The organism is Gordonia sp. NPDC003950 (assembly GCF_053605205.1).
This window is the reverse complement of record NZ_JBSGIT010000028.1, coordinates 1-13,661: the sequence shown is the minus strand read 5'-3', so window position 1 is coordinate 13,661 and position 13,661 is coordinate 1. Positions and strand designations below refer to the sequence as shown.

Annotated in this window: 12 protein-coding genes; 4 read left to right on the top strand and 8 right to left on the bottom strand. The window is 67.4% G+C overall.

The genetic code is table 11. From position 1 onward, the window contains the following. The first annotated feature begins 40 nt into the window (after positions 1-40). Positions 41-433, top strand: a complete 393-nt coding sequence (locus tag ACWETB_RS20625; RefSeq protein WP_449743327.1) for a hypothetical protein — start codon at positions 41-43, stop codon at positions 431-433. A gap of 355 nt (positions 434-788) precedes the next feature. Here the strand turns inward: ACWETB_RS20625 and ACWETB_RS20620 are convergent, their stop codons facing one another. The 3 genes from ACWETB_RS20620 to ACWETB_RS20610 all read right to left on the bottom strand — a co-directional run bounded on the left by ACWETB_RS20620 (position 789) and on the right by ACWETB_RS20610 (position 5,809). Continuing rightward, positions 789-2,534, bottom strand: coding sequence for an ABC transporter ATP-binding protein (locus ACWETB_RS20620; RefSeq protein ID WP_452213317.1), 1,746 nt, complete (start codon positions 2,532-2,534; stop codon positions 789-791). After that, positions 2,531-5,164 (bottom strand): ABC transporter ATP-binding protein/permease, encoded by a 2,634-nt coding sequence (locus ACWETB_RS20615; RefSeq protein WP_452213315.1) that lies wholly within the window; start codon positions 5,162-5,164, stop codon positions 2,531-2,533. Before ACWETB_RS20615 ends, ACWETB_RS20620 begins: the two co-directional genes overlap by 4 nt. Positions 5,165-5,281: 117 nt before the next feature. Next, positions 5,282-5,809 (bottom strand): hypothetical protein, encoded by a 528-nt coding sequence (locus ACWETB_RS20610; protein WP_452213313.1) that lies wholly within the window; start codon positions 5,807-5,809, stop codon positions 5,282-5,284. A 457-nt stretch (positions 5,810-6,266) separates the two neighbouring features. Between ACWETB_RS20610 and ACWETB_RS20605 the strand changes: the two genes are divergently transcribed. Further along, entirely contained in the window at positions 6,267-7,196 is a 930-nt protein-coding gene (locus ACWETB_RS20605; RefSeq protein WP_452213311.1) for a hypothetical protein, read from the top strand. 6 nt (positions 7,197-7,202) lie between these two features. Here the strand turns inward: ACWETB_RS20605 and ACWETB_RS20600 are convergent, their stop codons facing one another. The 4 genes from ACWETB_RS20600 to ACWETB_RS20585 are packed head-to-tail and all read right to left on the bottom strand — an operon-like array spanning position 7,203 to position 11,260. Next, a complete protein-coding gene (locus ACWETB_RS20600; protein WP_452213309.1) occupies positions 7,203-8,195 on the bottom strand; it encodes an ABC transporter substrate-binding protein in 993 nt (330 codons plus the stop codon). A gap of 34 nt (positions 8,196-8,229) precedes the next feature. Next, the gene (locus ACWETB_RS20595; RefSeq protein ID WP_452213307.1) at positions 8,230-9,105 is read right to left on the bottom strand and encodes an ABC transporter ATP-binding protein; all 876 of its coding nucleotides are present in this window, start codon (positions 9,103-9,105) and stop codon (positions 8,230-8,232) included. After that, a complete protein-coding gene (locus tag ACWETB_RS20590; protein ID WP_452213305.1) occupies positions 9,102-10,205 on the bottom strand; it encodes a FecCD family ABC transporter permease in 1,104 nt (367 codons plus the stop codon). The genes ACWETB_RS20595 and ACWETB_RS20590 overlap by 4 nt, the downstream gene beginning before the upstream one ends. Further along, a complete protein-coding gene (locus ACWETB_RS20585) occupies positions 10,202-11,260 on the bottom strand; it encodes a FecCD family ABC transporter permease (RefSeq protein WP_452213303.1) in 1,059 nt (352 codons plus the stop codon). The genes ACWETB_RS20590 and ACWETB_RS20585 overlap by 4 nt, the downstream gene beginning before the upstream one ends. 116 nt (positions 11,261-11,376) lie before the next feature. Between ACWETB_RS20585 and ACWETB_RS20580 the strand changes: the two genes are divergently transcribed. Both ACWETB_RS20580 and ACWETB_RS20575 read left to right on the top strand, forming a co-directional pair. Next, positions 11,377-12,096: an endonuclease/exonuclease/phosphatase family protein gene (locus ACWETB_RS20580; RefSeq protein ID WP_452213301.1), complete on the top strand. Its 720-nt coding sequence runs from the start codon at positions 11,377-11,379 to the stop codon at positions 12,094-12,096. An 11-nt stretch (positions 12,097-12,107) separates the two neighbouring features. Beyond that, entirely contained in the window at positions 12,108-12,812 is a 705-nt protein-coding gene (locus ACWETB_RS20575) for a dienelactone hydrolase family protein (protein WP_452213299.1), read from the top strand. 492 nt (positions 12,813-13,304) lie between these two features. On the opposite strand, the gene ACWETB_RS20570 is transcribed toward ACWETB_RS20575, so the two are convergent. After that, positions 13,305-13,532 carry a hypothetical protein gene (locus tag ACWETB_RS20570; RefSeq protein ID WP_452213297.1) on the bottom strand — a complete coding sequence of 76 codons (228 nt, stop codon included), beginning with the start codon at positions 13,530-13,532 and terminating at the stop codon, positions 13,305-13,307. Positions 13,533-13,661: the final 129 nt, after the last annotated feature.

Genomic DNA, 13,661 nt, shown 5'->3' with positions numbered 1-13,661 from the left:
GAGTCAGCGTGCCAGATGCTGAGGTGAATACGCTGGCCGTGTGGTGGACATCAAATGGCGGTACTGGCAGATTCTGGATCGGGACGACGAGTCGGTGCACTGGCTGGCGATCTCCCGCCCGGATGCCCGTCCACGGATCGACCGGATCAAGTTGTGGACACTGCTGCCGGATTCTGCAGTGCTGGTGGCGAATTGGTTCGTGTCCGAGGATCATCAACGCGCCGCGGACGACCGGACCTGGGTACACGACAGCATCACCGGCTGGGACTTCTGCGAAGCCGCCGCCGACGTGCAACAGCCGTCGCCGGCGGACCTGTCCCGAATCGGGCGACCCGAGTCGGTCCTGACGGTCGACCAGATCGACCGGATCCCGCTGGCCAAGGTGATCGGGAAGCGGGAGGCCGAGCGGGTGTGGGACGCGCGGCGGGCGTGAACTCCGCCGGTCAACGCGACCCACCCCGCCTGACGAATCGGTCCATCCGACGAAGCACCCCATCCGCCGGTCGCCTCGTGCGAGCTTGCGGCGTGTCCGCCGGCCGAGCTTGTCGAGGTCGAGGCATCGCAACCGCAGTCATCGAGTCCGCATTCGCACGCCAGGTGCGTGCCGGGCAGGCCCTGGATCTCGGCGAACGCCCCGACCCCCTGCTGACCGCGGCGCGACCCCCTGCTGACCGCGGCGACGCGGATCCCGAGCACAGATGCGGGCGTTGACCACCTTCGCGGTGCGGGCCGCGAGGTGCTGTCGGGTGGCGGAGGTCTCCCTCAACGGGAGCGGCGCGGCGGGCCGCTCAGGTTGTCACGTCGGTGAGTTTCCAGCGTGTGGTGGCGGCCTGGTGTTCGGCGAAGCGAGCGAAAAGCCCACCGGCGGCGAGGAGTTCGGTGGGGGTACCGTCTTCGATGATGCGGCCGCGGTCGAGGACGACCACCCGGTCGGCGTGGCGGATTCCGGCTTGTCGGTGGGCGACGATCACGCGCGTGCGGGGACGGTCCTCCGCCGACAGTGCGTCGACGACGGCTCGTTCGTTCTCGTTGTCGAGTGCGCTTGTGGCCTCGTCGATGAGCAGGACCGGCGCCGGCTTCAGCAACGCACGAGCGATGCTGATGCGTTGACGCTCACCGCCCGAGAGCACCGAACCACCCTCCCCCACTGCCGATTCCGCACCGTCGGGTAGGCGTCCGATGATCTCGTCAACCCGTGCGAGTCGCGCCGCGGCGTCCACCGCGTTGCCATCCGCGGTGGGATCGCCGGCGTTGATGTTCGCCGAGATACTGCCCTCGATCAGATAGGGGCGTTGGAAGACCACGCTGGAGAGTGCCTGACGCGCATCTTGATCGAGGTCGGCGGCGTCGACGTCGTCGAACAGGATGCGGCCTGAGGTCGGCTGATACAGGCCGGCGATCAGGCCGAGGATCGTCGACTTACCGGAACCGGACGGTCCGACGATGGCCGTCGTGGAGCCGGGTTCGATCACCAGGTCGAGGTTGTCGATGACCGGCTGCTCGGGGTCGCCGTAGTGAAAACCGACGCCCTCGAGGGTGATTCGTGGTGCGGTGCTCGGTGTCGGATGGCTCTGTGCGCCCTCGGCGTTGGTCGGGGCGTCGAGGACCGTGCGGATCCGGTTCAGGGTGAGCCGGATCGTCTCCAGTCCGCCGGCGAGTTCGCCGAGCGCGGTGAACGGTTCGAGGTATCGCACCGCGACGACGATGAGCGCGACCGCCTCGGCCGCCGACAACGTTCTGTTCACGGTCAGCCATGCGGCGGTTCCGGCCAACGCGAACAGTGACACCTGCGCGGCGATGCTGAACAGCACCTGCCCGGGAATCTGCATGAGCAACAAGCGCAGGGTGGCGCCGTGCTGCTCGGCGACGGCGGCACCGGCCAGACCGCGAGCCGGATCGGCACGACGGGCGGCACGCAATGCGGTTTGGGTGCGGGCGAATTCGACGACCCGCTCGGTCACCGCGACATTCGCCGCGTCGGCCGCCCGGTCGGCGCGGCGACTGATCGCCTCACTACCCCACAGCGCCGCCAACAGCAGCGGCACACCGGCCAGCGCCACCAGACCCAGCTGCCAGGCGATCGGCAGCAGGGCGAGCCCGATGACGATCGGCAGCAGGATCACCCCGATGAGCGGCACCACCATGTAGACGACCACACCGACCAGGTCGGGGCCGGTGGCGGCGATGGCCTGCCGGGCGTCGGCGGTGCGGTCGGCACTGAACCAGGTCAGCTGCGTGCGCGAGAGCCGATGCGCGACGGTGCGTTGCCCGCGGTCGAGCAGGGTGAAGCCGAGGTCGTAGGACACCCGGGATCCGGCCCAGTCGATGACCCATCCGAGGATCGTCGCCACCGTCAACGCCCCTACCCAGGCCAGGGCGGCGCCGTGGCGGCCGTCGATCAGTGCGCTCACCAGTGGCACCAGGATCACCACACCGACCGCACGCACGATCACCGACAGAATCGTCAGCAGCGTGAAAAGTCGCACCCGCGAACGTGACCCCGGTGGAAGCAGCAAGATGACGGTGCGGATCATCGGATTGCCCCTGCCTGTGATGACGCGTCGACGAGCGCTCGGTAGCGGCCCGCCGATCCCATCAGTTCGTCGTGGGTACCGGACTCGGCGATGCGACCACCGTCGAGGACGACGATGCGGTCGGCGTCGGAGATGGTGTGCAGCCGGTGGGCGATGACGAGCACGGTGCGTCCGACGGCGAGCCTGCTCAATGATTGCTGCACGAGGTACTCCGACTCGGGGTCGGCGAAGGCGGTGGCCTCGTCGAGGATGAGGACCGGCGGGTCGGCGAGCAACGCGCGGGCGATGGTAAGTCGTTGACGTTCACCACCGGACAGTGCGGCGTCCGGTCCGAGCAGAGTGTCATATCCGTTGGACATGGCGCGGATGCGGTCGTCGATGTTGGCGGCGCGCGCGGCCCGTTCGATCTGTTCGCGGGTCGCGTCGAGTTCGGCGAGTGCGATGTTCTCGGCGACGGTGCCGGCCACCAGCTGGGTGTCCTGGAAGACGAACCCCAGCAGGCGGTACAGCTCGTCGGCGTCCATCGTCCGGATGTCGCGCCCACCGATCGTGATGGTGCCGTCGTCGATGTCGTGGAACCTCGCGAGCAGCGCGGCGAGTGTCGATTTGCCGGACCCGGACGGGCCGACCAGCGCCGTCACCGTGCCCGGCGCGAGGGTGAGGGAGATGTCGGTGAGGACCGGGATGCCGGGGCGATAGGAGAAGTCGACACCGTCGAAGACGACGTCGTGATCGGCGGCGGACTCTGCCGTCGGTGGGATCTGATCGAGCGTGGCGAGCTCGGGCTCGTCGAGCGCGTTCTGGATGTCGCGGGCGGCGATCACGCCGCTGCGCAGCCCGGCGAGGCCGTAACTGATGCCGAGTAGGCGCGCCCCGAAGGTGGTGCCCAGCAACAGGAATGGGATGAGGTCAATCGGGGTGATCCAGCCCCAGATGACGAATCCGGTTCCGACGGCGGCGATGAGCCACAGGAAGGTGGTGGGACGGGTGATGAGGTCCATCACCGTCTTGGCCTTGATGAATGGACGCTGCCAGTCCTCCAGGAATTCGATGTAGGCGTTGAGCTGCTCGGTGAACCGTGAGGCCATCACGCCACCGAACACCCGGATCACCGGCTGCGCCTCCAGGTAGGACGAGGCCTCACCGTTCATCCGTTCCACCCAGGTCTGCGAGACCGGGATCTTGGCGGCGGACTGGATGACCATGCGGTACAGCGTGATCAGGTATCCCAGCACCGGGATCAGCAGGATCAGGGCCAGTCCCCAGTCCACGGTGAACAGGTACACGAGCACCGCGATCGGGGCGACGACCGCGGACACCGCGTCGATGACGGCATGGGTCACCAGGTAATGCAGTGAGAGCGTGTTGTCGGCGACGAGGCTCTTGATGGAGCCCGCGGTGCGGGAGGTGAACCAGCCCAGCGGAATTCGGGCGAGTTTGGTCAGAAGACTCTGTCGCAGATCACGATTGAACCGGGCGTCGACCGTGTGGAGCCAGAACAGCAACGCCGTCTCCAGGAGCACCCCCACCCCCAGCAGGCTCAACGCGAGCAGGCCGATGAACCACAGTTGTGAGGTGTCGGCGTCCGTCAGCAACCGCCGGGCGAGTTCGACGAGCAGCACGTACGGGGCGAGCTGCACCAGGGTGACGATCAGCTGCAGCACGCCGGCCAGCATCAGCGTGGGCCGCAGTGGCGCGAGGAGTCGGCCGGCTGCCGCCGCACGCCACTGACCCTGCTGTGCCGCCGGTTGCGCAGCCGCGGGTTCGGGTGCAGGTAGCTCCGCGACGGCCTCGGCCGACGCCCCCGGTGCGCCGTCCGCTGCGACCACCGGCGTCACGACGACGTCGCCGCCGACGGACTCAGCATTGGTGTCGGGGCCCTGTTGTTCCGGACCGCGGTCGGTGCCCATCGCCTTGCCGCGGGCCCAGTAGGCCTGCGCGTGGATCTCGGACCGGGGAAAGCCGAATTCCTTGAGGCGCTTTCGGATCTCCTTCAGCGAGGCCGATTCCGGTCCGGCCCACACGTACCAGTTGGACCAGTCACGATTCTCCAGTGACGTGGCGAGTGAGGTGGCGTCGGCACGACCGACCCACCGCAGGCGCAGCCGCGGATGGGTGACGATGGCGAGGTCGCGGTCGGCCGGGTCGTGTTGTTCGAGGTAGGCCTCGATGGGGATGTCGTCGGGGACCGCGGCGATGATCGAGTTGATCGCCGGGACGGATGCGGAATCGCCGATGAGCAGATATCCGGCGGGCCGGTTCTCCTCGGGCACCTCGAACGGGGTGGAACTCATGTACATCACCGACAACGTCTGCCCGGACTCGGCCTGCCGGGCCCACTGCGCCGCCGGACCGGACGGCTCGTGCAGGACGAAGTCGATCGCGAAGGTCCCGGCGTCGGCGTCGGCCTCGGAGAAGGTGTAGCCGCGCTGATGCTCGCGTCCCTGGCCGTCGGGGAACCAGCCGCGGACCCACGACGTCGGGCCGGCGAGCGCCTCGTCGAAGAGGGTGTCGGAGGTGAATCGGACCCGAATGCAGTGCGAGGTTCGATGTTCGGTTCCGGTCACCGTGACGAGATGGTCGCGCGCACCGAACGCGCGCATGACCGCTCCGCCGAACCCACGTGACATGACGCCCCCATCTTCGTTGCAGTGGTCGGTCGCCGAAGCGACTTAGGCCACGCTAACAAAGTGGGCGCGCTATGCCGAGGGTTCGGTGCGGGAAGAATCACCGCCGTTCGGCAATGATCACCGTCGTTTGACGATGGCGCCGATCCCGACGAGCGTCAGGACGACCCCGGCGAGCGCCGTCAACCACAGGCCGATCCCGACGTGCACGCCGAGGGCGGCGAGATCTCCGACGCTGCCGATGTCGACGACCGCGACGATGACGGTGAGCACGCCCGCGAGCAGTGCGACGATGCCGGCGATCGGGTGGATCGCCGATCGCTTCCGGATCAGGGCACTCACCATGCCGAGTACGGCGGCGAGGGCGCCGAGCACCAGGGTGATGATCCCGTCGGTGGCACCGACGTCGGAGGTGCCGATCCCGTTGACGGTGATCAGGCCGCTGACCCAGGGCAGGAAGGCGGCGACCGCGGTCAGCAGGCCCGCGCCGACGATCCCCCACGCGATCACGCCGACGGCTCGCGACACCACTGCCGGTGCCTGAGGTTGCGACGCGTCGGTGAGACCGGGTGCCGACGGCGGAAGATGGTGGCCGCGCGCAGCCGGGATCTGGTCGGCCGGATGTGGGGCGTCGAATCGCGGGGCCATCGGGCCGTGGGAAGCAGTTCGGGAGACGACGACCGTCGGCTCACCGCTCTGGAACCGACTGTGCTGGGCCCCGTGGGCGTGAGCCGGGTGGACGGCTCGTCCGGGAACTGGGCGTCCGGGAAGTGGGTACGACGGGAATCCCTGGTGCTGCTGGGGTGGTCTCATGATGTCTCTCGGGTTCGGTGTGGCTGGGTGCACCCACCGTAGGAGGCGGTCACGCTCGGGCGCACCACTCACTCATCTCTTTGTGGGACGTGGCCTGACCTGCACCGAATGTGAGTAGCGGACTACTCGTGTGGCCCCGATCGGGCGGCGTCGCACGGAGGCTGAGAGGACTCGTCGGGCGTTCCTCCGATCGAAGGAATCATCGCGCGGACGACCGATCCACGGGTGATACTTCTACGGGCGCTCCCTGCCACCGGAGTACATCTCCATCGATCGCACTTCTGGAGGCCCCGTGTCGGTTCCCGTCTTCACCCCACTGCCCGGCGAACGCGTCATCCACCATGCCGAGTTCACGCCTCGCCTGATCCTCCGGCACCTCAAGGTGACGGTGATCCTGACCGATCAGCGGGTGTACATGTCCGAACCGCATACCCTGTTCGCGGTGATACCGCATGGCGGGTACACGAATTCGGTTCCGCTGAACACTATTTCCGATGTCGCGGCCGGCAATCACACGTCGTCGCGGGGACTGTTCTGGGGAACCTGCTCGATTCTGCTGGGATTGCTGATGCTGATCCTCCCCGGAATCGTCGGCGCGGGGCATGGGGTCGGTTTCGTGATGTTTCTGCTCTTCGGGATCGCAGGTGTGATCATGATCGTCACCGCGGGATCGGTCGGGTTGCGGATTCGCAGCTTCGGCGGCCAGAGTTCGGCGGCACCCGCGGCGGCCGTCGAACGACCGCAGGTCGAGGCGCTCGCCCACATGATCCTGGCGCAGATGCTGGTCGATCGGTCACGTACTCCCGGTTCACCGGCACCCCTCTCGCCGACACCCATCTCGCCGGCGCCGAGTTCCCCGGCTGCCGGTCCGCCGGTGTCCGCCCCCACGCCGGCGCCCCCGACGCCCGCTGCCCCGACACCGGCCCCGCTGCCGCCGATACCGGCACCCGCGGTCGGGCCGTCGGCCACCACCATGCCGCCTCCGCCTCCCGCATATCCGCCCGCCCCGGCGGCACCGACGGCCTCGCGACCACCGCAGACAAATGGGTGGACGACGCACCGCAGCGAACGTTCTCCCGCGGGCCCGGCGACCGCGCGCCCGGCAACCGGTGCCACCCCGACGCATCAGCGAGCCGACCCGTCGGCGACCGACTTCATCGCCCGGCCCGGTGTGGCGTCGAAGGACACCCCTCCCGGTGGCCCGCCGCCACCGGGACGGTGATGCGCCCTACTGCACCTTCGCCGCTGCCGCCGCCAGCTGCGGTGTGAGTCCGTTGAGCGCGAATCGCAACGATTCCGGTGTGCCGGCCGACATGGCCTGCGCGATCGGGTCGGTCTCCCCCAGCTCGATCGCCCGGCCGTCGCGCACCACCGGCAGCGAATTGATCAGATTGTCGTTCTGTAGGTCGGCCAACGGCATACCGATGGTGGAAAAGACCGCGACCTGAGAATCGAGGGAGGACACCTTCTCCACCGGGACGCTGGCGAAGAAGCCTTGTGCCTGCAGCGACTTCACCGGCCCGAACTCGACGAAGCCCAGTTCGGCGATGGTGTCGAAGCGGGCGTCACCAGGCAGGTAGGCGCCGTAGGCGGTACCGAACTTGGTACCCCAGACGAAGGTCTTGCCGGCGAAGTTCGGGTCCTGCGAACGGATCTGCGATTGCAGGTCGGTGGTCTCGGCGATCTGTCGCTCGCCCTCACTGGACTTGCCGAGCGCGTTGGCGATCAGTTGGGTTTGCAGCTTCCAGTTGATCGCGTAATCCGGGGTTCCCTCGGGGGCGGTGACCACCGGGGCGATCGCCTTGAGGCTGTCGGTGACCTTGGAGTCGGCCTTGGCGCGGACGTTGAGAATCAGATCCGGGTTGAGTTCTTTGATCTGCTGATAGTTGAAGTCGCCGGCGCTGGCGGCGGAGATGATCGTCGGCGTCGAGTCCCCGAATTCGGCGCTCGCCCACGATCCGACACCCTTGTTGGCCTCGCCGAAGGACATCCAGTCGTAGATGGCGACCGGTTTCACACCGAGGCTCAGCGCGATCTCGCCGTCCGACCAGCCCAGGGCCACCACGCGCGGATTGTCCGGCAGGCCGAGGTCCGGGGTTTCCGACGGATTCGAGTACACCTGATTCTCGGTCGAATCCGATTGCACACAGCCGGTCACGACGAACAGTGCCGCGAGCACGATTCCCAGCAGGCTCAGCAGCCGTCGTGGTGATGGGAACATGTGATCTCCTCTGATCGATGTGGTGGTACGAATGTCAGGATTTGGCACGCAGATTCGCGGTGTCCCCGGGCACCTCGTCGAAGGACACCGCGCCCTCGCCGAGTGGAATGACCAGCGGCGTACCGGTTTCCGGGTCGTCGATGATGCGGGATCGCACCCCGAAGGTGCGTTCCACCATTGCCGCGGTGATCACCTCGCCCGGTGGTCCCTGTGCGATGATCTCGCCGCTGCGCATGGCGATGATGTGGGTGGCATACCGCGCGGCCTGGTTGAGGTCGTGCAGGACCGCGACAAGTGTGGTGCCACTGCCGTTGAGCGTGGTGCACAGTTCGAGCACCTCGAGTTGATGGGCGAGGTCGAGGTAGGTGGTCGGCTCGTCGAGCAACAGGATCGGTGTCTGCTGCGCCAGGGCCATCGCGATCCAGACCCGTTGGCGCTGACCGCCGGACAGGGCCTGCACCTGCCGCTGGGACAGGTCGGTGAGGCGGGTGACCTTGAGCGCGAAGTCGACGGCCGCCTGATCGTCGTCGGTCCACTGCCGGAACATCGTCTGGTACGGGAACCGTCCGCGCGACACCAGATCGATGATGGTGATGCCCTCGGGCGCGATGGACTGCTGCGGCAGTAGCCCGACCTCGCGGGCGAACTCCTTGCCGCCGAACGACTTCACGTTCTTCTCGTCGAGGAGGACCGCACCGCCGGTCGGGGCGAGCAGCCGGGACAACGCGCGCAGCAGGGTGGATTTGCCGCAGGCGTTGGGGCCGACGATGACGGTGAACGATCCGTCGGGGACGACGACGTCGAGGCCGTCGATGATGGTGTGTTCGCCGTAGCCGACGACGAGGTTCTCGCCGGTGAGCCGCCCGGTGGCCGCGGCGGTGGTCGGTTGTGCGGCCGGTTCTGCGGTCATGGCCGGGCCTTTCGTGACTGGGCGATGAGCAAGCCGAGCAGGTACACCCCGCCGAGGGAGGTGGTGACGACGCCGACGGGCAGTTGCACAGTGGGCGCGAGGATGGTGCGGGCGATGGCGTCGCAGCTGACCAGCAGCGCCGCACCGACCGCCGCCGAGGTCACCAGCGGGATGCCGGGACTCGGCGAGATCCGGGCCGCGAGTTGAGGGGCCACCAGCGCGACGAACGCGATGGGGCCGGCGATGGCGGTGATGACGGCGGCGAATCCGACGCCGAGGACCAGCAGGATCACCTGGGTGCGGTTGACGTCGACGCCCTTGGACTGGGCGGAGTCGGCGCCGAGTTCGAACATCCGCATGTGCGGCGCGACCACGATGAGGAACGGCACGAGAATGATCAGGCCGATGATGACCGGCAGGGTGTCGGACATGCGGATGTCGTGCAGGTTGCCCATCCCCCAGGCGGCCGCGGACGCCGCGTTCTGCAGGTTGGCCGTCGCGATGAGGTAGCCGTTGAACGCGACCAGCATCGCGTTGATACCGATGCCGACGACGACGAAGCGGTATCCGCTGGTGCCGCCACGCATGCCGAGGAAGTAGACGGCGGCGGCGGTGAGCAACGAACCGATGAGGGCGCCGAGGGTGGCACCGGTGTAGTCGAGGTTCATCACCAGCATCGCGATGAGCGCACCGGTGTAGGCGCCGGTGGTGAATCCGATGATGTCGGGACTGCCCAACGGGTTTCGGGTGATGGTCTGGAAGATGGCCCCGGACAGGGCGAGTGCGGCGCCACCGACCATGGCGATGACCACGGTGGGCAGGGCGGCCGCCACGAGGTCGGCGGGTGCGCCGGAGACCTGTCCGGCAAGCACTTTCAGTGTCTGGACGAAGCCGAGGCTCGGGCTGTCGGTGGTGCTGACACCCATCGAGAACACCGCGACCACCAAGGCCGCGAGGACGAAGAAGACGGAAATGGCCAGGGCCGCCATGTCGACCTTGAGGCTCAGCCCGGCGACTCGGATGAACCGGACGCGTCGCGGCCATCGCGCGGACTCGGTTGATGTCGCCTCTGTTTCGGGTGCGGGCTCCTTGATCGTCATTCGCCGGTGCCTCCTTTTTTGCGGACCAGCGCGATCAGGACGGGTGCACCGATGAAGGCGGTGACCATGCCGACGGGCAGCTCACTGGCGGTGGCGACGCGGGCGACGAGGTCGGAACCGACCATCACGATGGGGCCGACGATCATGCTCACGGGCAACAGCCACCGGTTGTCCGGGCCGAAGAGGATCCGGACGACGTGCGGGACCATCAGACCGACGAAGGTGATCGGGCCCAGGGCCGCGGTGGCGGTGCCGCACAGCACGGTCAGCAGGACGAACCCGGCCAGGCGGACACGGCGCACCGGGATACCGAGGGCCTGGGCGCGATCGTCGCCGAGGGCCAGTCCGTTGAGGTACGGGATCAGGATCATCGAGAGCGCCGCGGCGGCGAGGATCGGGATCCAGACTGCCGACACCTCCGGCCAGCCGCGGCCGTCAAGGGTACCGACCTGCCAGGAGCGGATGGTGTCGAAGGACTTCGGGTGGATCATCGTGAGTCCGAAGCCGATGCCGCTGAAGATGGAACCGGCGGCGACACCGGTGAGGACAAGTTTTTCCGGGCTGGTCCCGGACATGCCGCGGGAGCCGACGAAGTACACGACGGTCGCCGCGACAAAGGCGCCGATCACACCCGCCACCATGTAGCCGGTGGTGCCGGTGACGCCGAACGCGACGGTGGCGACGACCATCGCGAAGTAGGCGCCGGAGTTGACGCCGAGGATGCCCGGATCGGCGAGGGGGTTGCGGGTCAGGCCCTGCATGATGGTGCCGGCCGCGCCGAGGGCGATACCGACGAGCAGGGCGAGCAGGGTCCGCGGCACCCGGTTGTTGCGGATGACCTCCAGCGTCGTCGGGTCACCGGTGTTGAACAGGGCGTGCCAGGCGTCGGCGATCGTGTAGTCACCGGATCCGACGAAGAAGCCGACGAAGGTGAGGCCGACGGCGACGCCGATCAGGATGAGCAGGATCGCCGCGTGCGACAACGACCCCAGCCGGGCGCCCGGGGATGAGAGCGCGGATGGCCGCGCCGCAGGTTCCGCGGTGTCGACGCTCACGTGCACCACCTGGCGGTTCCGCTGACTTACCGATATCTGTCAAGCAGACTATAGGTGAGGCACTCCTAAATCTCGGGGTGATTGAAGGGCCGCGGTGCGTGGTGTTGTCTCGTGTGATGACCGATATCGCCGTGGCCTCGTGGAACACGCAGTGGGCGCCGCACTCCGGACGCGGAGTCCGGGTGAAGGCCCACATCGCCGACCTCGACGCGGACATCCTGGTGATCACGGAGGGGCAACACTGGTTGCTTCCCGACGGTGGTCACGCGGTCGATGCCGGTACCGACTGGGGTTACGACGCTCCGGTTCATCGACGCAAGACGCTGTTGTGGTCGCGGTGGCCGCTGACCGACGTCGTCCGGTGTGATCGAGGGGCGGGCAACGGACGGGTGGTGGCCGCGCGGACAACGACACCGATCGGACTCGTCCAGATACTCGGCGTCTGCATCCCGTGGATGAGCGCGCACGTCACCACCGGCCGCAAGGACACCCCCAACTGGTCCGAGCATCTGGAGTGCTGCGACCAGATCGCGGAGATCGTGGCCGGGTGTGAGCCCGACGTGCCGGTGATCATGGCCGGCGACTTCAATCAACGGATTCCGCGCGGTCGGCAACCCGTCCGCGTCGCCGAGCGTCTGTCTCAGGTGTTGGCGCCGTTCACCGTTCACACGGCCGGGGACGTCGAGCACGGGCCGCTGATCGATCACATCGCGTCGACGCTCGACTGTGTGGGGATGCGGACCTGGCCGGGACGCGACGACGGTGGGGCACTGAGTGACCACTCCGGGGTGGTGTGCCGGTTACGATCGGCGAGCACGGACCAAACCTCGGCGTAGGGAGACAGTGCATGCCGGACACACAGGTGACCACCCCGAACGGCAGCATCGACGCGGTGCTGGCGACACCGTCGACGCCGGGCCCGTGGCCCGGCGTGGTGATCGTGCATGACGCTCTCGGCGTCACCGACGACCTCCGCGACACGGCCCGGCGTTTCGCCGATGCCGGCTATCTGGCGATCGCGCCCGATATGTATTCGCGGGGCGGACGCGTGAGGTGCATACGGTCGGTGATGCGGGATCTGATTGCCGGCAACGGCCGGTCCGTCGACGACATCCTTGCCGCCCGCGATCACCTCGCCGCCCTGACAAACGACTGCACCGGACAGATCGGCGTCGCCGGGTTCTGCATGGGCGGCGGATTCGCACTTCTCGTGTCACCGAAAGGTTTTGGTGCGTCGGCGCCGTTCTATCCGTCGATCCTTCCGCGTTACGACACGCTGGTGGAGGGGGCGTGCCCGATCGTCGCGAGCTTCGGCAGCCGTGATCCGCTCAACATCGGCAACGGCAAGCGCCTCCGAACGACCCTGGACCGCAAGGGAATCGCCAACGACGTCAAGGTGTACCAGGGCGTGGGCCACAGTTTTGCCAATCAGATGCCCGGGCAGCCGATCGCCCGGATCGTCGGATTCGGTTACGACGCCACGGCCACGGCGGATGCGTACGAGCGCGTCTTCGCGTTCTTCGGTGAGCATCTCGTAGGCGCGCAAGCCTGACTCGGCCGGTGAGTCGCCTGACATCCTTGCCACTGACGAATCATCGACTGGCGCGGGTGGTTCTCGTCGACGCGGCACTCCCGCGTGCACGCAGCTATTGCAAAGCATGCGCGAATGAAGAGAAATCGCGGCGGCGAGAGCCGACCGCGTTGGGGTGAGCTGAGCTGCTCGTGGTGACCAGTTCATCATGCCTGCAGCGGTAGTATTTCCTGGGCTGGAATCCGGCTAGTTTGTGCCGAATCTCCGACGAGTTTTCTGCCGTTGGACACGCGATCTTTGCGTGCAGGCCGCGGGCCTGGATTGGTCGTAGCGGAGATGGCGCCGGGCGGGGTCATAGAAACTGAACTGCGGTTCGCCCAGCGCAGAGCCGCTCACAGAGTTCTGGCACCTAGATAGGCGGCTAGTCTTCGATTGGTTTCCCGGGGCCGAAGACATGACTGAGGACGGCCCGGGCATCGGGCCGCCCTCAGTCATGTTGCTGTCGTCAGTAGGTCATGTGCGGTTGGGCATTCGGATCGGCGCCTGTCCGAGGTCCGCTTCGAGCCGGCGCCATTTCGCGGCGATTGATTCAGGGCGGTCACGATTCGACGCTTCGAATCGCTCGATCTCGCGGACGTTCACGACGGCGAACGCCATCGCGATGATGAGCTTGACCAGCGGTTCGCGGCGCGGCCCGTACTTGAGATGCACAAGGCCGGCGACTGTGCGCGATTTGATCAAGTTGAACCTCTGCTCGGTGAGCGCACGTGCGGCCTGTCAGCGGACATGAAAAACTGCCCATGGGCGGTCACGAAAGTGCCCGCTGACGGCCAATAAGGACTGCCCATCGGCGGTCAGGAAAGTGCCCGT